This is a genomic window from Gabonia massiliensis, assembly GCF_001403595.1.
GTDB lineage: Bacteria > Bacteroidota > Bacteroidia > Bacteroidales > Coprobacteraceae > Coprobacter > Coprobacter secundus.
This window is the reverse complement of sequence record NZ_LN877939.1, coordinates 286,618-306,514: the sequence shown is the minus strand read 5'-3', so window position 1 is coordinate 306,514 and position 19,897 is coordinate 286,618. Positions and strand designations below refer to the sequence as shown.

The 19,897-nt window shown below is 35.2% G+C and carries 18 protein-coding genes and 1 tRNA gene; 11 read left to right on the top strand and 8 right to left on the bottom strand.

Going from position 1 to position 19,897, the window contains the following annotated elements; all coding sequences use genetic code 11:
• Positions 1–62: 62 nt before the first annotated feature.
• From BN2628_RS06160 to BN2628_RS06120, 9 genes are all read left to right on the top strand, one after another.
• Complete coding sequence (locus BN2628_RS06160; protein WP_055096529.1) at positions 63–941, top strand: peptidylprolyl isomerase; 879 nt, start codon at positions 63–65, stop codon at positions 939–941.
• Between the two features lie 41 nt (positions 942–982).
• Complete coding sequence (locus BN2628_RS06155) at positions 983–2,344, top strand: peptidylprolyl isomerase (RefSeq protein ID WP_055096527.1); 1,362 nt, start codon at positions 983–985, stop codon at positions 2,342–2,344.
• Between the two features lie 27 nt (positions 2,345–2,371).
• Positions 2,372–4,009, top strand: coding sequence for an OstA-like protein (locus BN2628_RS06150; RefSeq protein ID WP_055096525.1), 1,638 nt, complete (start codon positions 2,372–2,374; stop codon positions 4,007–4,009).
• Between the two features lie 30 nt (positions 4,010–4,039).
• Entirely contained in the window at positions 4,040–5,911 is a 1,872-nt protein-coding gene (gene mutL / locus BN2628_RS06145; RefSeq protein ID WP_044230209.1) for a DNA mismatch repair endonuclease MutL, read from the top strand.
• Between the two features lie 5 nt (positions 5,912–5,916).
• Positions 5,917–6,702: a C40 family peptidase gene (locus tag BN2628_RS06140; RefSeq protein WP_044230210.1), complete on the top strand. Its 786-nt coding sequence runs from the start codon at positions 5,917–5,919 to the stop codon at positions 6,700–6,702.
• A gap of 93 nt (positions 6,703–6,795) precedes the next feature.
• Complete coding sequence (locus tag BN2628_RS06135) at positions 6,796–7,134, top strand: carboxypeptidase-like regulatory domain-containing protein (RefSeq protein ID WP_044230212.1); 339 nt, start codon at positions 6,796–6,798, stop codon at positions 7,132–7,134.
• Positions 7,135–7,379: 245 nt separating this feature from the next.
• Complete coding sequence (locus tag BN2628_RS06130; protein WP_044230214.1) at positions 7,380–8,585, top strand: DUF418 domain-containing protein; 1,206 nt, start codon at positions 7,380–7,382, stop codon at positions 8,583–8,585.
• Between the two features lie 202 nt (positions 8,586–8,787).
• Positions 8,788–9,609 (top strand): Cof-type HAD-IIB family hydrolase, encoded by an 822-nt coding sequence (locus BN2628_RS06125; RefSeq protein ID WP_044230216.1) that lies wholly within the window; start codon positions 8,788–8,790, stop codon positions 9,607–9,609.
• A 23-nt stretch (positions 9,610–9,632) separates the two neighbouring features.
• Positions 9,633–10,010, top strand: coding sequence for a RidA family protein (locus BN2628_RS06120; protein ID WP_044230219.1), 378 nt, complete (start codon positions 9,633–9,635; stop codon positions 10,008–10,010).
• A 77-nt stretch (positions 10,011–10,087) separates the two neighbouring features.
• Here the strand turns inward: BN2628_RS06120 and BN2628_RS06115 are convergent, their stop codons facing one another.
• The 5 genes from BN2628_RS06115 to trxA all read right to left on the bottom strand — a co-directional run bounded on the left by BN2628_RS06115 (position 10,088) and on the right by trxA (position 13,433).
• On the bottom strand, positions 10,088–11,383 hold the full coding sequence (locus tag BN2628_RS06115; RefSeq protein ID WP_044230221.1) for a bifunctional folylpolyglutamate synthase/dihydrofolate synthase: 1,296 nt from the start codon (positions 11,381–11,383) through the stop codon (positions 10,088–10,090).
• Positions 11,384–11,397: 14 nt separating this feature from the next.
• A complete protein-coding gene (locus BN2628_RS06110; protein WP_044230222.1) occupies positions 11,398–11,946 on the bottom strand; it encodes a chromate transporter in 549 nt (182 codons plus the stop codon).
• 2 nt (positions 11,947–11,948) lie between these two features.
• Positions 11,949–12,518, bottom strand: a complete 570-nt coding sequence (locus tag BN2628_RS06105; protein ID WP_044230224.1) for a chromate transporter — start codon at positions 12,516–12,518, stop codon at positions 11,949–11,951.
• Positions 12,519–12,661: 143 nt separating this feature from the next.
• Positions 12,662–13,108 carry a thioredoxin family protein gene (locus BN2628_RS06100; RefSeq protein WP_044230225.1) on the bottom strand — a complete coding sequence of 149 codons (447 nt, stop codon included), beginning with the start codon at positions 13,106–13,108 and terminating at the stop codon, positions 12,662–12,664.
• A 28-nt stretch (positions 13,109–13,136) separates the two neighbouring features.
• A complete protein-coding gene (gene trxA / locus BN2628_RS06095; RefSeq protein WP_044230227.1) occupies positions 13,137–13,433 on the bottom strand; it encodes a thioredoxin in 297 nt (98 codons plus the stop codon).
• A 295-nt stretch (positions 13,434–13,728) separates the two neighbouring features.
• Between trxA and BN2628_RS06090 the strand changes: the two genes are divergently transcribed.
• A tRNA-Ser gene (locus tag BN2628_RS06090) sits at positions 13,729–13,813 on the top strand.
• Between the two features lie 80 nt (positions 13,814–13,893).
• Here the strand turns inward: BN2628_RS06090 and BN2628_RS06085 are convergent.
• Positions 13,894–15,189: an MATE family efflux transporter gene (locus BN2628_RS06085; RefSeq protein WP_044230228.1), complete on the bottom strand. Its 1,296-nt coding sequence runs from the start codon at positions 15,187–15,189 to the stop codon at positions 13,894–13,896.
• A gap of 429 nt (positions 15,190–15,618) precedes the next feature.
• Positions 15,619–16,059: a PH domain-containing protein gene (locus BN2628_RS06080; RefSeq protein ID WP_055096522.1), complete on the bottom strand. Its 441-nt coding sequence runs from the start codon at positions 16,057–16,059 to the stop codon at positions 15,619–15,621.
• A gap of 272 nt (positions 16,060–16,331) precedes the next feature.
• Here BN2628_RS06080 and BN2628_RS06075 point away from each other — a divergent pair, with 272 nt between their 5' ends.
• A complete protein-coding gene (locus BN2628_RS06075) occupies positions 16,332–18,992 on the top strand; it encodes an alpha-L-rhamnosidase (protein ID WP_044230233.1) in 2,661 nt (886 codons plus the stop codon).
• 339 nt (positions 18,993–19,331) lie between these two features.
• On the opposite strand, the gene BN2628_RS06070 is transcribed toward BN2628_RS06075, so the two are convergent.
• Positions 19,332–19,856, bottom strand: coding sequence for a GNAT family N-acetyltransferase (locus tag BN2628_RS06070; protein ID WP_257606452.1), 525 nt, complete (start codon positions 19,854–19,856; stop codon positions 19,332–19,334).
• Positions 19,857–19,897: the final 41 nt, after the last annotated feature.

Here is a 19,897-nt window from a genome sequence, read left to right as displayed (position 1 = left end):
AATCAACAGATTTCGTTGTACATTTATACCCTGATATAAATGTACAAGATAAGACTCATTTTATGTATAGATTATTCTCATTGTCGATGGCTGGTTTGTTAGCAATACATTTCTTTATGGGATGTAGAGGGAAAAACACGGGTAGCGGCAGTGAGAATGATGTTTTAGTAAAGGTAGGAGACCATATTCTTACACGAGCCGAGTTGAATGAGGCTTTGCCGAGGGGATTATCAGTGGTAGATAGTGCAACATTTGCTGATAATTTTGTAAAACAATGGGCGGAAGATATTTTGTTGTATGATGTTGCAGCAGAAAATCTTCCTGATATGGTGCGTATAGAACGGATGATTGAGCAATACAGGAGAGATTTAGTTATTTTTGAGTATCAAAAGCAGCTTATGAATGAAAAGTTATCAAGAAAGATACCTGAATCAGAAATAAAAGCCTATTATGAGGCTAATCCTGGCCGTTTTAAATTGAAGTCGGGGATTATTAAAGGGCTTTTTCTAAAAGTTCCATATAATTCCCCTAGAATAAATCAGTTGAAAAAATGGTATAAATCGGGCAAGTCTGAAGCCGTAGAGAATATTGAGAAATATGGATTACAGAATGCTGTAATTTATGAATATTTTTATGATCGATGGATACCTTTTAAGGAAGTAATGAATAATATTCCTTATGAAATTTCAGATGAAACTGCTTTTTTGCGAACACATCATAATATAGAATATCAGGATAGCTCTTATTTATATTTGTTGAATATTAGCGATGTTCTTACAGAAGGTAGTGAAATGCCTTTTGATTTTGCGCGGAAACAAATAGAAGAGATATTGCTGAATCATCGTAAAAATGAATTTATACGTAATACTCAAAGGGAACTTTACGATGAGGCTTTTAAGAAAGGAGAAATAGAGTTTCCGGGTCTTCAAGGAGAAAAATGAAGATATGAAAGTTAGACAAATGTTATATAAAAAAAGATAAGATGCGAAAGTTAACGAGAGTTATAGGGCTGGTGTTCCTGATGGTAATACCTGTACTGTCGGTTGTTGCTCAGGATAATGTTGTAGATGAAGTCGTCTGGATCGTTGGAGACGATGCTATTTTGAGGTCAGAAGTAGAAGAGCAATATCGAAATTTGCAATACGAAGGACAGAAAATTGATGGTGATCCTTATTGTGTCATTCCGGAACAGATAGCAATACAAAAACTGTTTTTACATCAGGCGAAACTTGATAGTATTAGTATTCCGGAATCTCAGGTTATACAGCAAGTGGAGGCTCGTATGAACTATTTTATTGCGAATATAGGTTCTAAAGAGAAGCTGGAAGAATACTTTAATAAGCCATTGTCTCAGATACGGGAAGAGCTTACTGATATGGTTCGTGAACAGGGTACTGTACAGGAAATGCAGCGCCATTTGGTGAAAGATATAAAGATTACGCCATCTGAAGTTCGTCGATATTTTAGTGGTTTGCCTATAGACAGTATTCCTTATATTCCTACACAGGTAGAAGTGCAGATAATAACAATCAATCCGAAAATACCGCAACAGGAAATAGATAATATAAAAGCTCGATTGAGGGAGTATAGTGACCGGGTAATGAAAGGAGAAGCAGACTTTTCTACATTAGCGATTATGTATTCGCAAGATCCGGGCTCAGCTCGTATGGGAGGTGAGTTGGGTTTTATGGGAAGAGGAAGTCTTGTTCCTGAGTATGCCAATGTCGCTTTTAATTTGAATGACCCGAAGAAAGTTTCTAAGATAGTGGAAACTGAGTTTGGTTACCATATTATACAGCTCATTGAGAAACGAGGGGATCGTATTAATACACGTCATATTTTATTGAAGCCAGAGGTTGCACAGAAAGATATTGATGATGCTGTTTCTCGACTTGATTCTTTAAAGATGGATATTAATGCTAAAAAATTTACATTTGAAGAAGCTGCACAATATATTTCTCAGGATAAGGACACTCGGAATAACAGTGGCTTGATGGTAAATCAGGAGTCAGGTACAACAAAATTTGAAATGCGTAATTTACCGCAAGAAATAGCCAAAGTGGTAGATGGAATGGAAGTAGGGGATATATCCGCTCCATTTACAATGATCAACCAAAAGAGGGGAAAAGAGGTTGTTGCTATAGTTAAGTTGAAATCTCGGACAGAAGGGCATAAAGCTAATATTTCAGATGATTATCAAGCTTTGAAAAGTATTGTAGAGAATGCTAAGCAACATGAGCTTATTCAGGAATGGATCAAAAAGAAACAGAAAGAAACCTATATCCGTATTAAGGAAGGCTGGCGAAATTGTGAATTTAAATATGACGGTTGGGTAAGGCAATAAAGAGTGAAATAAGGTATCATAGATTCGATGCGTAGAAAAAATAGATTTTTATATTTGAACAGGCATAAGATATTGGTAGGTATCTTATGCCTGTTGGTTCTTTGTGTATGGGCACAACATAGACCGAACCCTCCTAAAATCAAACATTTAGCAAAGACATCAGTTAAAGATGATCCGCAGAAAAAAGTTTATTTGGAATTTGCTGAGACACTTGATTTTGATGAAAAATTGAATCCTGATTATCAGATATTGAGAGGAAATGTTCGTTTTCGTAAAGAAGGCATGTATATGTTTTGTGATAGTGCCTATTTTTATGAGGCAAGTAATTCTTTAGATGCTTTCGGTAATGTACGCATGGAGCAAGGAGACACATTGTTTGTTTATAGTGATGTCATGTTCTATGATGGGGTGACGCAAATTGCCCGTCTTCGTGAAAATGTGAGAATGGAAAATCAAGATATGGTACTTTTTACAGATAGCCTTAATTATGATTTGGTTCCTAATATCGGATATTTTTTTGAAGGAGGTAAATTAGTTGATAGTGAAAATGAATTGACCTCTATTTATGGTCAATATAGTCCGGATACTAAACGGGCGGTATTTAATTATGATGTGCAGTTGGTAAATCCAGAATACACATTGTATTCCGATACATTGGAGTATAGCACAGTAACAAAGATTGCAGATATTTTGGGCACGTCCGTAATAGTTTCGGATAGTAATATTATTTATTCGAGAAGGGGATGGTACGATACCCAGAATAACACATCCATGTTGCTTGACCGTTCTATCGTTGTCAGTAAAAGCCAGCAATTGACGGGTGATACTATTTATTATGATAGGGACAGAGGGTTTGGTGAGGTATTCGGAAATATGTTTATGAACGATACGTTACGGAAAGTTATTATGGAGGGTCAGTATGGTTTTTATAATGAAAAAACAGAATATTCGTTTGCAACCGATTCGGCTCGGGTGTTGGAATATTCGGGGATAGATACATTATATTTGCATGCTGATACTTTGAAAGGTTTTACATTACCCGATTCTACTCGTATGTTGCAGGCTTATTACGGAACGCGGTTTTTTCGTAATGATATGCAGGGTGTATGTGATTCGATGAATTATTTTACTCGGGATTCAGCAATATATATGTATAAGGATCCGATTGTATGGAGTGATAATTATCAAATATTTGGAGATACGATAAAGGTATTTATGAATGATAGTACAGTAGATTGGGCTCATATTCCTCATTTTGCATTTGCTGCGCAACAGAAGGATTCTTTGTTCTTTGATCAGTTGGCAGGGAAAGATCTGAAGGCTTATTTTAAAGGGGGACAGTTGGATAAAGTAGATGTTAGTGGAAACGTGCAGACAATATTTTATCCTCAGGAAAGAGATTCTTCATACACAGGTTTGAATCGTGCAGAGAGTAGTTTTCTCACAATGTTTTTGAAGGACCAGAAAATGGATAAACTTATAATGTGGCCTGAAGTGCAGGGAAGCCTGACTCCTGTTCCTATGATAAAGAGGGATCAGCTTTTTTTACCCGATTATCAATGGTTTGAAGACTATAGACCTAAAGACTCGGCAGATATATTTCGGAAAATTGTGAAACAAGTAACTGATATGCCGAAAAAGAAACGCCGTTTCAGCAATCAATAGATAAATGAATTAATACCATTTTGTAGCATCATGAGTGATATTATACAGTTATTACCTGACTCAGTAGCGAATCAGATAGCAGCAGGAGAAGTAATACAGCGTCCGGCTTCAGTTATAAAAGAATTGGTGGAAAATGCTGTCGATGCAAAAGCTAGTTCGATTCAGGTTATTTTGAAAGATGCAGGACGTACTTTGATACAAGTGATAGATAATGGAAAGGGAATGTCTGCTACAGATGCCCGGCTTGCTTTTGAAAGACATGCGACGTCAAAAATTAAAGTGGCAGATGATTTGTTTTCGTTGCATACTATGGGATTTAGAGGTGAGGCTCTTGCATCTATTGCTGCTATAGCTCAGGTAGAGTTGCGAACGAAGCGGAAAGAAGATGAGATGGGGACTTTGATTACGTTGGCTGCCTCTACGGTAGAATCACAGGAATGTGTGTCGTGTCCTACGGGTTCAAATTTTTGTGTTAAAAATATTTTTTACAATGTTCCTGCTCGACGTAAGTTTTTAAAATCCAATCAAGTTGAGTTAAGTAATATTATTAATGAATTTGAACGTATTGCTTTGATAAATCCTGAAGTATCATTTATTCTGAAACATAATGATAATGAATTGTTCAATCTTCAGCCGGGTAATTTCAGGCAACGTATTGTTTCCATTTATGGAAAAGGCATGAATCAACAGTTACTGCCTTTGGAAATAGAAACTTCATTGATAAAGATATCTGGTTATATTGGTAAGCCGGAAGCTGCTCGTAAGCGTAATGCTTTGCAGTATTTTTTTGTAAATGGGAGATATATGAGACATCCTTATTTCCATAAGGCTGTGATGCAGAGCTATGAACAGTTGATTCCTGTAGGTGAGATGCCGAATTATTTTATTAATTTTACAGTAGAGCCTTCTCAAATAGACGTTAACATACATCCGACGAAAACCGAAATAAAATTTGAGAATGAGCAAGCCATATGGCAGATTATTTCAGCGACAGTAAAAGAAGCATTAGGAAAATTCAGTGCTGTGCCTTCTATAGACTTTGATATGACCGATGCTCCTGATATTCCAATCTTTCAAAAAAATAATCCAGTTGCACCTCCTAAGTCTAACTTTAATCCTTCGTATAATCCTTTTAAGATGTCTACAGGAGGAAACAGCCGTCGTCCCGATTTTGATTGGAATAAATTATACGCAGGGTTTACGTCAGGACAAGTTCCTGTGGCGGGCAAAGAGGAAGAATCCGAAATATTTGCTTCTGCAATTGATAGGGAAGATGATGAGCTCTCTGAAGAGAGTTTGATAGTACAATCGGTAATATCTACAGATAATATGGGAGATACTGGTGGAAGTTTTATGCAAATAAGAGGTCGATATATATTGACAAATGTAAAATCGGGTTTGATGATAGTAGACCAATACAGGGCTCATGTCCGTATCTTATTTGACCGTTATATGTCATGTATTCAGGCAAAACAAGGTGTTTCTCAACGAACACTATTTCCTGAAATTATACAATTGACAACAGCACAGGTGGCCATACTACAAAATATAATGGCTGATTTACAATTTTTAGGTTTTGATTTGTCTGACATGGGGAATAATGCTTATTCTGTAAATGGTATTCCTTCAGGTATAGAGGGAGTGAATATTGAGACTTTAATCTGGAATATGCTGGAAACTGCCACAGAAAAGGGGCGAGATGTAAAAGCCGATATTCATGAGCGATTAGCTTTATCATTAGCTGAAGCAGCGGCTATTCCTTATGGACAGGTTCTTTCGAGTCTTGAAATGGAACAATTAGTTGGTGATTTGCTGGCTTCGGTTATGCCCAATTATACTCCGGACGGTAAAACAGTCATATCTATTCTTTCAAATGATGAAATTACAAAACGCTTTAAGTAAGTAATATGCAAAGAGCAATAGCGAAATATCCGGTCATTCCGATGAGGAAAGAGAGGTCCGAAACCAGTGAAATGGTTAATCAACTCATATACGGGGAAGCTTTTACAGTTCTTCAGGATGAAGGTCGTTGGTATTATATAGAATCTTCAATTGATGGATACAAAGGCTGGATAGATTGGAAAATGGCCAGTTTTGTTGATGAAAAGATATGGCAGTCTATACAGGAGTCATACTTTATTGTAAGCTCCCCTTTTGCTGAAATATATGATAATATTACGAGCTCCACAGTAATTCTTTCTTCAGGAAGTCGTTTACCTTTTTATGATGATGCATTGCAAACTTTCTCATTAGGACCACTTTCTGGACGTCTGATAAGTGGATCAGTGATTGACCCACAATGGAGAGGAGCTGGAGCTTTGATAAATGACGCTCGTAAATGGTTGAATGCTCCTTATCTATGGGGTGGTAGGCATATATTAGGAACAGACTGTTCCGGATTTATACAAACGGTATTTGCTATTCAGGGAATTCGGTTGCCTCGTGATGCTCGGGAGCAAGCGTTATGTGGCCGTCGCTTGGAACAACATGAAATATCAGCTCCTGGAGATTTAGCGTTTTTTTCTAATTCTGAAGGAAAGGTAATACATGTAGGAATTATTCTGACACCAAATACAATAATACATGCATCGGGTAGTGTGCGGATAGATACTATTGATAACCAAGGTATTTTTAGGAAAGATATGGATAGGTATACGCATATGCTACATTCTCGTTGCCGTTTGATAGAATGAAATATATTTTTCATTTTTCTGTATACGTTTTGTCATTTTATCGTAATAAGTACATGTTTTATTTGCACTAAATAATAATAAAAAATAGATAAAATGAAAAAAGTATTTTGGATAATGATAATGGTATGTATAACATTGAGTAGTTATGCATCTGATAAGAATACAAATGAAAATGCTACAGCGTCATCTGGAAAAATGGTTGAAGTATATACGGTAAAAGGAATGGTGACTGATGAGGCGGGAGAGTCTTTACCGGGAGTAACAGTAATGGTAAATGGGAAAAAAGTCTTTACTGATTTAGATGGTCAGTTTAAAGTATCGGGAGTGTGTAAGGACTGTAATATCCAGATAAGCATGATATCTTATCAACCTCAAACTATTTCTTTTGATGCTACAAGCCAGAAAGAATTGAAAATCTTGTTGAAACAATAGAGATAAAATTATATTTCTTTTTGTAAAAAAGACAGGCTGATATGAAGCCTGTTTTTTTTATGTACTATCGAATTTTACGGAATAATTTAGGCGTTACATCATGTATCAAGTCATTTGTTTATTGTCATAAATAAAGTTTTTTTTGTATATATTTTTTATACTCTACATACTTTATACTATTTTTGTTCCCGTTCATAAAGATTTCATCCAAATAAGAATATAGAATAATACGTAAATTTGATATCATGGAGTTAGATATGGCTAAGCCAAATGCCAGAGTTGATGTGGCAGACGTACTTAGAGGGTTGGCGGTAATGGGCATTATTATCTTGCATAGTATAGAGCATTTTAATTTTTATCAGTTTCCTGATAGCTCTCCGTTTAAATGGATGCAATTTACCGATAAGGCGATATGGAACGGATTGTTTTTTGCTTTTAGTGGCAAAGCTTATGCAGTTTTTGCATTATTGTTTGGATTTAGCTTTTATATTCAAGATGATAATCAAAGACGTCGTGGAGAGGATTTTCGTTTACGGTTTTTATGGCGGTTATTTATACTTTTTGTAATTGGGCAATTCAATGCGATGTTCTTCACGGGTGAGATATTGACAATGTACGCTATCATAGGCATAGTCCTGGTATTGTTTTGTAGAGTAAGTAATAAGACGCTTCTTGTATTGTCAACGATATTGTTGTTACAGCCTTTAGATTGGGGTAAAATAATATATGCATTATGTAATACAGATTACGAAATAGGGGAGAGCTTGGCGCGTTATTATTTTGGTGTAGCGTATGAAGTACAATCCAATGGCTCTTTGGGTGATACAATAAAAATGAATTTGTGGGAAGGACAATTGGCAAATATGACGTGGGCTCTTGAACATGGCCGTATTCTACAAACTGCCGGGTTATTTTTGTTGGGGTTGTTAGTTGGTCGGAAAAAACTTTTTATACACACACCGGAGAACGAGTGGTTTTGGATAAAGGCTTTAATTTTAGGCCTTATTTGCTTTTTCCCTCTATACGGTATTAATAATATGTTGCCGGATTATATTTCTCGTGGAGCTATTCTTGTTCCATTACAATTAATTATAAGTTCACTGGCAAATCTGAGTTTTATGGTGATATTGGTAACGGGATTATTGTTAGTATTTTATCATGTAAAAGATAAGTCATTTTTTATGCGTTTTGCTCCCTATGGAAAAATGAGTATGACAAATTATATAGGACAATCTATAGTAGGTTCGTTATTCTTTTATCATTGGGGATTTTATTTGGGACAATATATGGGGATAACATATAGTTTTTTGTTTGGTATAGTATTATTCCTTTCTCAGTGGATATTTTGTATTTGGTGGATGAAAGGCCATAAACATGGAATTTTTGAAGGTATTTGGAAAAGGCTTACATGGATAGGCTCATCTCGTGTACCTGAAAGTATTTGGAAGTAGGTTCGTTTTAGAATATATATATCTTTAAATAATTTATCTATAGCGATGTGCATATAAGCCTTATGTTTTAGGTGAAAATTTTTAATATATAATTTATTATTTAAGTTATTTATTTGTAGAATAGATAATCTCTTTTTATTTTAATCTCGGACATATAAATTGTTCTCTTTATTGTACCTTTGTTCCAAATTTATAATGATAGATAATGTATAAGCTAATTGTTTTAGATTTGGACGGAACATTAACAAATGCAAAAAAAGAAATTACTTTACGTACAAAACAAGTTTTACTCAGGGTACAACAAAAAGGAATGAAGATTGTGCTGGCTTCGGGTAGGCCGACATGTGGTATCATACCTTTGGCAGAAGAGTTGGAACTATCAAAATACGGAGGATTTATTTTATCTTACAATGGAGGGAAAATCGTTGATTATAAGACAAAAAAAGTTTTGTTTGAGATGATATTGCCCTCAGATGTGATACCTCATCTTTATCGAGCGTCAAAAGAATATGGCACTGCGATATTATCATATAAAGATAAATCTATTCTTACTGAACATCCAGAGGATAAATATGTTTTGATAGAAGCTAATCTGAATAAGATGAATATTGAGAGAGTCGATTCTTTTACTCATGCTTTAAATTTTCCTGTAACAAAATGTTTAATGGTTGGAGAAAGTGGAAAGATAGCCAAGGCTGAAAAGCAATTACAGGAAAAATTAGGAAATATAATGAGTGTTTATCGCTCGGAACCATTCTTTTTAGAGCTGGTTCCTCAAAGTATTGATAAGGCTAAGTCTTTGGAATATCTTCTTAATTATCTAAAAATCTCACAGGACGAAATAATAGCTTGTGGTGATGGATACAATGATGTATCAATGATTCGTTTTGCAGGTTTAGGAGTCGCGATGGCTAATGCTTGTGATGATGTAAAAGCTTGTGCTGATTATGTAACATGTTCTAATGAAGAAGATGGTGTGGCACATGTTGTTGAAAAATTTGTTTTAAAGGAAATTATAGCTTAGTATTTAAATAAAATTGAAGTCCTATGAAAAAAGTAATTTCAACATCAAATGCTCCGGCAGCTATCGGTCCGTATAGTCAGGCTATAGAAGCTGGAAATTTGGTTTTTCTTTCAGGAATGTTACCAATTGATCCTTTCTCGGGTAATATGGTGACTGGAAATATTGCTATACAAACAGAGCAAATTTTAAAGAATATAGAGGCTCTTCTTAAACAAGCGGGATGTTCTATGGGACAGGTTGTTAAGACGACTGTTTTTTTAACAGACATGGCCCTGTTTTCGGAAATGAATGAGGTATATGCTCGATATTTTACAAATGACTATCCTGCTCGTTCAGCAGTGGCAGTGAAAGAATTACCAAAAAATAGTCAGATTGAAATAGAAGTAATAGCAATGAAATAGTTGCAAAATTTATATTCAAGGTATTTTCTACTTTCTCTTTAAGAGAAAGTAGAAAAATTTATGTATATGTTGTTTTTTTAACTGTTTCTATTCAAGTACTTTAATAAATCAGCTACAATAAAAGTACTGCCTCCTATAAATATAAAATCATTCGGTTGGCTTTCTTCCAAAGCATGTATATAAGCATCTTCGACAGTATTGTAAGTTTTTCCGGATAGGCCGAAATGTAGAGCAGCTGTTTTCATTTCATGAGCGGGTAGAGCCCTGGGAATAGAGGCTTGAGTGAAATAGTAAGTTGCATTTTGGGGTAACAAGGCAAGAACACCGTTGATGTCTTTATCATTTACCATACCGATAACGATTCTTAATGTATCATAAGTTTGAGATGATATTTGTCGAGCGATATATTGCATCCCTCCTGTATTATGGCCTGTATCGCAGATAACTGTAGGATTATTTTGTATTTTTTGCCATCGGCCTTGTAATCCGGTAAGGGTAGTGACATGAGCAAACCCCTCATATATGGCACTTTGGGATAAAGTATAACCTATTTTAGAAAGAACTTTTATGGCAGTTAATACAGTTGCTGCATTTTTTTCTTGACAAAAGCCTCCTAATTCTCCTATAAGGTGAGGATATGATTTTGATTCGAATACCCATTTACCTTCAGGAGTAAAGTGTGCATCCTGTATCGGATGTTCTTCTTCGGCAAATAAAATAGGTGCACCGATTTCTTTTGCTTTATCTATAAATACTTTTCTCACCTCTCCATCAGCCTCCCCAATAATAACAGGAATGCCTTCTTTTATGATACCTGCTTTTTCTCGGGCAATTTCTGGTAATGTGTGTCCTAAAAATTGCATATGGTCATAACTGATATTTGTGATAATAGCCAAGTCCGGAGAAATAATATTTGTGCTATCCAATCGACCTCCTAATCCTGTTTCGATAATTGCAACATCAACTTGACAATAAGCAAAATAGTCGAAAGCCATCATCATAGTAAGTTCAAAAAACGAAGGATGGATATTTTTAGTTTTCGGTATGTGTTTTTCTGTGAAATTGATAATATATGATTGGGAGATCATTTCTCCATTTACCCGGATTCTTTCTCTGAAATCTATTAAGTGAGGTGAAGTATATAGTCCTGTTTTATATCCACTTTTTTGGAGAATTGCAGCCAATAGATGTGATGTAGAACCTTTGCCGTTAGTTCCGGCTATATGAATAGTCTTGAACTTTCGGTGCGGATACCCGAAATATCTGTCTAAAGCTTCGCTGTTTTGTAATCCTGGCTTATATGCTTTTGCTCCGATTTGCTGGAATACAGGTAATTGGTTGTATAGATAATCTAAAGTTTGTTCGTATGTCATATGTTTTATGCATTTTAATAGATAAAAAATCCAGCAGTACCGGCAAGCACAATTACCCAAATCGGGTGAATTTTAGTGTATCGTACGAGAATAAAGGCTCCGATAGCGATCAATATGCTGGAAGTATAATCTGGAAAATTTTCTTTGTTCATCAATATAAGAGCAGCCGAGGCAATCAATCCTACTACAACAGGGCGTAATCCGGAAAAGACACTCTTTATATATGTGTTGTCTTTGTGCCGTAAAAGGATGTGACTGATAAGTAACACTAAAATAAAAGATGGTAAACATACGGCTGTAGTTGCTAATACTGATCCCCAAATATTTCCATTTGTAGCTACATATCCGATGTATGTGGCACTATTAATACCTATGGGTCCAGGTGTCATTTGCGAGATAGCTACAATATCGGTAAATTCTTTGGACGTAAGCCAGGGAGAAGATTCTCCCATATGAATTACTTCGACAGCTTCGTGTTGTATTAAAGACAACATTGCGTATCCGCCACCGAAGCCGAATAACCCTATTTTTAGATAGGCTATTAACAAATTAAGATAAACCATTATTATTCCCCTCTTTTCTTTATATTGCCTTTTCGTTTTCTATCGATATATTTATAATATACTATTCCTCCAAATCCACCAGCCAGTACAAAATATATAGGGGAGATACCAGCTAACCAAATGAGTAAAGCTACAGTTATTGGTATCCATATATTCTTTATATTTATTTTTGCTGATTTGGCAGTAGTAAGTACTGGTGCGATTATCAAAGCAACAACTGCAGGACGAATCCCTTTGAAAATACGTTCTACTATTGGATTATCATATGATTTAGAGAAAAATATAGCAATAAGTAGTATAAGGATAAAAGATGGAAGGACTGTCCCTAAAGTAGAAATAATACAGCCTTTGAGCCCTCTAACTTTGTTCCCTACCATGATTGAAATATTAACAGCTAAAATCCCAGGTAAAGATTGGGAAATAGCGAGTGCATCAAGAAATTCATCTTTATCAAGCCATTTATGATTATCGACCACCTCACGTTCGATAATTGAAATCATGGCCCAACCACCACCGAAAGTAAAAGCTCCAATTTTGAAAAAGGTAAAGAACAATTTTAAATATAAGTTCATAATAAAAAATACTTTTTCAACCAGCACAAAGGTAGATAAAAGCAATACGAACACCAAGATATTTGTTATATTCTCTTGATGTTCGTGATGTTTGTTTACACAATTTTAATTTTAAAAGGATTTATTTGTGTTCTAACAGATTACTATTTTTTAGTATTAAACAGTACGGAATTTATGATTTTTTCGATTTGATCTTTAGGACGTAATCCTTTTACCAAAGTAGGTTTTTCGTCTTTGGGTATGAATACCATTAGAGGGATGCTACTGGCATTGAATAGTTGAGCAAGCTCAGGTTCATTATCTACATTAATTTTGAAAACATCTATTTTTCCTGCATATTCTTGTGCAATTTCAGCCAGAATGGGTGCTAATTTACGACAAGGTGGGCACCAATCTGCATATAAATCTATAATAGCGGGTTTGTTTCCTAAGAATTTCCACTCTTTATTAGAACTGTAATTCCATATTTGAGTTTTAAACTGATTTGTCGTCATCTGTTTTACAAGACTATTTTTTTCCTTTTGGGCTATTGCCGGCATACACATACATACTATGAGTATGAGAACAAATGCAAATTTGCTTTTTTTCATTTGTTGATTTGTTAATAGGTTGATGTAATTATTTGTAGTTTTTAAGTAAGTCTTTTAGAATTGGGGCTTGCATGACACCTGATTGGCGCCAGACTATTTCTCCTTTTTTAAAAATTATAAGAGTTGGAACTGATTGAATTCCATATTTTGAAGCAATAGCCTGATTCTTGTCAACATCAATTTTTAGGATAGTTGCAGAGTCACCAATCATATTTTTTAATTCTTCCAATATGGGTTTCATCATTTTGCAAGGGCCGCACCATTCGGCAAAGAAGTCTACTAACACTGGCTTGTTTCCAGATATAATTTCGTTGAAATTGTTCATAAGTAGTTCTGAATAAAATTGAATAAGGGACTATTCCCATTTTTTACAAATATAACAAGAAGACGGGTAATTATGTTGTAATTGTGAGAAATAAAATGAAAAGTTAAAAAATGATTTTGTATTGGGCCAGGAAGGAAGATAAGTTTGGAAAATAAATATTTTAACTAAAGTCTTAAAAATGAAGATATAAAATAGATAATCAAAAATTTTCTCAAAAAATAATCTTATAAAATTTGGAGGACAAAAAAAACTTACTACCTTTGCATCGCTTTCGAAAAGGAAAGCTCGTTCTTTAGGAGAGGTGGCAGAGTGGTCGATTGCGGCGGTCTTGAAAACCGTTGTACTGCAAGGTACCGGGGGTTCGAATCCCTCTCTCTCCGCAATAAACATTGAAAATCAGTGTGTAGGAAAGTTAACGCCCGATTTTACATTTAATAATGTAAAATCGGGCGTTTTGGTGTTATTTAATTCTGAATTTGTGTTTGAGATAAATAATGGATTGCATACCGAGCAATATTACAAATAAATATTCTACTGACCAATAAGCAGCCAACGGAACAGTCCAACAGCTTAGTTCCCATAAACAGAACAAATAAGCAATAGTGGTTGATACCTGGAATAGGAAGACTGTTCGTGTTGCTCCCGCCCCGGTTACGGCATTCATATAGACATAGCCAGGCAACGCAAAGAAATAATTTAACACCATGACCGTAAACGGTAACTGTGCGGTTTGTACGATTATCAAATTTTCAGTATAGGCTCTGATAATGGGTTGGCGGAAAAGTAAGGCAAGGGCTACCAACGGGATACCTATTATGTACCCTAAGCGAATAATTCGGTGGCAAAGCGGAAAGACATTCTTTCTTTCTCTTGCTCCAATCAAGTTACTCACTAAAGAACTGGTAACACTTGCCAGTGCATTGACAATGACGGCAAATAGGGCTGAAACACTCCGTACAATATTAGATGCGGCAAGTTTCGTTTCTCCCAAACGCTCGATTGCTAAGAAAAACAGAAACCAAATGGCTACACTCATAAAGAATTGCAGCATACTCCATACTGAGATAGAAAAGACCTCTTTCAGTATTGTTATATCTATGCTCCAATGCAGACCGTACAGTCGTCTATTGATATGTCGGAATATATAAGTTGTCAAGACTATTAGCGAACATAGTTCTGCAAAGGCCGATGCAATAGCTGCTCCCGATATGCCCATGCCGAATCCGAATATCAGCAGCCAGTTCATCGGAATATTTACCAATACAGCAGTAAAAGCCGCTACGTTCAAGGCTTTTGTCTGTGTAATGCCTACCAAGAACGAACGTAAGGCAAGGGAGGGAAAAGTGAAAAATAATCCCCAAATGCGACTGTCCAAATAGCGGACAACTGCGTTGTAGACATCATTTGAAATAATCAGATGCTTCAGGAGGATAGGGGAAAGCGTTTTGGATAACAGACAAAGAACAGCCGCTAGTGAAAACAAGAAAGATAAACCTTGAAAGAAAGTTTTTCCCGTTTCCGAATACCGCTGTTCCCCATTGCAGTGTGCAATCATCACTTGTAGTCCCAAACTAAAACCGAAACCAAGCATGTAAATAGCTAAGAACCATATTCCGGCAAGAGTAGATGCTCCCAATTCTATATTGCCCACATGTCCCAAGAACAAGGTATCGGTAATGTTTATCAGCTGTTCGATCAGAATACTCATCATTATAGGAAAAGTGATGAACCATATATTTTTGTAGGTATAAATCATTTGTTCAAACCAATATGATACAATAAGTTATACCGCTTTTGGGCAGCATAACATCTTTGTAAATTTATAATAGGAATTATGGCAAAATAATAACATGCAAACTTAAATTATAAGCCTGTTTATTGCTGAATAGCGTAGATTGGAAATGCTATTCGTTGGATGTGGCTATATGCATAACTGCCATTTCATATTGTCGGACAACTATATATTTTTTCTGTTAGTTCTACAAAAATAGTGTTTTTTTTCTAAAATGAAATGCCCCCCAAAAGTTAGACATAAAACTTTTGGGGGGCATTTCATTTTGAGACAGTTTTTTATATCTTGCAGATGTGAAAGTGTTCAATTTTAATTAATATTTGTTTAATGAAAAATATGGAATATATTTGAGTAAATGGATTTTTCTCTGATAGATTAAACACTTTCCAGAAGTCAAATTTGTCGATTTATTTCGTTTCTGAATTTTATTGGATTAGCAACAAATCTGAAAGTGTTGGTTACACCGCCTGTAGTAACGAGAATTGACCCAAATCCAAAGATACGTCCAATGAAACTTTGATTTATTCGTAAACCCTCACATTTGTTCACCATGAGTTCAAGAGCATCTCTGCTTAATATTCCCGATTTTAATATAACTCTTTTGTTTGTGATAACATATTCTGTACTTATTTTAAAAAGTAGTCGTTTTAGCAATTGGAAACTACTTAGGATTAATATTATTAATCCTGTATAATGTGTGAGACTGGTTTTTGTTGAATAAAATATGTATCCAAATGCCAACCCTATAATCGGCATAACAAAGATGAACCAATGTATATTTGCTTTGTATTCTATGGTTTCATTTGTTTGTAAATTCTTATGTATGTAACTCATCTTATAATTTTGTGTACAGTATTTTATGCGAATTTTTCAACTGTAATCAATTCATAATTTATTGAATAAATTGAATTTTTAATTTTCAAATTTAATGATAAAAAAGAACCTGACAAATATTTGAAAGAGTGTTTTTTAACATATTTTGGTAGGAATTTTTTATGTTTTCTAATGTTTAATTTTATCATGTTTAATATAATGAGAAGAGATTGATGGATGTTGTAAGACTTATAATTTATCATTACTTTTAAAGCGGAAAAATAAATAATACAATGAAAAGCCATTTTTTATATATTGCTTTGTGGTTGATGGGGGCATGTATTCAAGCCCGTCAAAGTGATGTATGTATACCGGTAGATTTGACTTGTGAATATTTGGTCAATCCAATAGGTCTTGATGCATCTAATCCTCGTTTAGCATGGAAATTGCAAGATTCTCGTTCGGGAGCTTTACAAACGGCATGTCGTATTTGCGTAGATACGGACTCGCTGAGTGTAGTGGAAGAAAAAGTTTCTGTGTGGGATACGGGAAAAAGAGAATCGGATAGAACTTTGTGGACTTATGCAGGCTCAGATCTTCAACCGTTTACGAAATATTATTGGAAGGTTACTGTTTGGGATAAAGATGGTAAAAGCACGTCGTCTTTTGTACAGAGTTTTGAAACTGGAATGATGGATATTTCTCAGTGGCAGGGTGCTTGGATCAGTGATAATCATGATATTTATTATAAATCTGCACCATATTTTAGGAGAGTGTTCGAAATAGGAAAATCGGTCAAATCGGCTAGAGCGTATATTACCGTAGCCGGTTTATATGAGCTTTATGTTAATGGGTGCCGGGTGGGTAATCATATTCTTGACCCTATGTATACTCGTTATGACCGACGCAATCTATATGTTACATATGATGTAACTTCTCAGTTACAGAGAGGAAAGAATGTAATGGGGGTGTTATTAGGAAATGGTTGGTATAATCATCAGTCATTGGCTGTATGGAATTTCCATAATGCTCCTTGGCGTAATCGTCCTACGTTTTGTTTAGATTTGAAGATAGTATATGAAGATGGGAGTACAGAAGTTGTGTCTTCTGATAAAGATTGGAAGACTTCTACAGGGCCGTTGATATCCAATAGTATTTATACGGGAGTACATTATGATGCTCGCCAGGAGCAAAAAGGGTGGAGTACAATAGAGTTTAATGATTCTGGGTGGGAGGATGTTATTTATCGATCAGCACCTTCTCAGAAAATTGTTGCACAACAGATGCATCCTATTCGGGTAGTTGATACTGTCAATACTGTAAAATTGAACAGGGTAAATGATACGACTTATGTTTTTGATTTTGGCAGAAATATAGCTGGAATTACTTCATTGAAGGTTAGAGGAGAATCGGGAACGATTATCCGTTTGAAACATGGAGAACGTATTTATCCAAATGGCCTTGTCGATGTATCGAATATTGATGTTTATTGTCAACCGGTGGTCCTTTCAGATCCTTTTCAGACAGATATTATAACATTAAGAGGTGGAGAAGAAGAAAAATTTGTAACTAAGTTCAATTATAAGGGTTTCAGATATGTGGAAGTGACGTCGAATAATCCGGTTGAGTTAGAGAAAGAAAGTCTGACGGCATATTTTATACATAGTGATGTACCGCAAGTGGGATTTATTCATAGTTCAGATTCTTTAATTAATCGTTTGTGGAGGGCGACTAACAATTCTTATCTTTCTAATTTTGTAGGATATCCTACAGATTGTCCGCAGAGAGAAAAAAATGGATGGACGGGTGATGCCCATTTAGCGATTGAGACCGCATTATATAATTTTGACGGTATTACGGTGTATGAAAAATGGTTGGCTGACCATCGAGATGAACAACAACCTAATGGTGTCTTACCGGATATTATTCCGACGGGAGGATGGGGATATGGTTCTAAGAACGGTTTGGATTGGACTAGTACCATAGCAATTATTCCTTGGAATATTTATTTGTTTTATGGAGACAGTAAGCTTTTGTTTGATTGTTATGAGAATATTAAACGTTATGTCGATTATGTTGACCGCAATAGTCCGGGAGGTTTGACTTCATGGGGTAGAGGAGATTGGGTTCCAGTTAAGTCTCATGCTTCAATAGAACTCACATCGTCTGTATATTTTTATGTAGATGCTACAATTCTTGCTCGAGCTGCAAAACTTTTTGGTAAATGTGAAGATTATGCTCGCTATTCTGCATTAGCAAAGAAAATAAAGGATGCTATCAACGAAAAATATTTAAATAAGAAAACGGGTATATATGCAAATGGTGTGCAGACAGAATTAGCAGTACCGTTGATGTGGGGGATTGTACCGGAGGATATGAAGGAGATGGTTGCATATAATTTAGCTCAGGAAGTGGTGAATAGAGGGTATCATCTTGATGTTGGTGTATTGGGGGCGAAAGCTATATTGAATGCTCTAAGTGAGAATGGTCAGAGTGAAGTTGCTTATAAATTGGCATGTCAGGATACCTATCCTTCATGGGGACATTGGATTGTCAATGGAGCAACGACATTATTGGAGAACTGGGATTTACAGGCTACTCGTGATATCTCGGACAATCATATGATGTTTGGCGAAATTGGAGGATGGTTTTTTAAAGGCTTGGGTGGCATTTACCCTGATTGGGAAAATCCGGGTTTTAAACATATTATTTTGCGTCCATATTTCCCTGAAGGTTTAAATAGTTTTGAAGCTAGGCACAATTCTCCTTATGGCGAAATTTGTTCTAAATGGGAATTGAAACGTAACAAAATAATTTATACTGTAGTTGTTCCGGCTAATAGTTGTGCTACACTCTATTTTCCAGACAGAACAGGACAGAATATACCCGTGAAATTGACTGCAGGAGAGCATGTTTTTACTCTAAAAAGGGGAGCTTTTAAATATGGCAAATAGGCGATTTATAGGGTTATAGTGTATAAGCGTCTAATTAAATTAGATTTTATTACGGTGATTGGTAGTAAATCACCAAAAATACAAAGTCAGGGATTGAATATCAATTGGATAAAGATTTTCAGAGAAATATTCTTTTAGAAGTTTTTATTTAATTAAAGATGAATTGAATAAATATCTTGAAAACTTTAATGACTGATAATAAAGTTATTAAGGTTGTATTTGTAACAAGTATCCGGAATAATGTTGTGCGTGATTATTTATCTGAAATATCGTAAAATGGATTTGAAGTTATAATTCATTTTATTTTGATTTAGATAAAATAAAAAGAGTACTATGTAATTATTGTTTATTGTTGACACAGAAAAGGAAATGGAGCATATCAACATTCCGGTAGTGTTTTACGAAAGATGCAATTTTATTCATACCGTTTCGTAGAGCTACTTTCTGAGATGCGATGTTGGTATCTCGGATAATGGAATATATTTCGTTGATTTTCAGATTATTGAAGGCGTAATCACGACAAGCTGTCGCAGCTTCAGTTGCGTAACCCCGATGCCAAAATTCTTTTCTGAATAAATACCCTATTTCTGGTATTTTTTTGTCTTTATAATATTGGTAGGTGATACCACATTGTCCGATAAGTTCATTATTGCATTTTTCAATTACTCCCCATAATCCAACTCCTTCATTCTGGTATCTTTTAAATTGTTTGTCTAACCATTCTTGAACTTCTTTTTTGTTAAAGGGCCCTTCATAGGCATACATTACAATGGGGTCTTGCAGTAATTTGCATGTTTCGTTAAAATCGTTCTGTTCTAGTTCTCTTAAAATTAATCGTTTTGTTTCTAATATTATCATTTTTATATTCTTTATTGCTTACAAAGTTAAATCAAAACTTGTGAAAA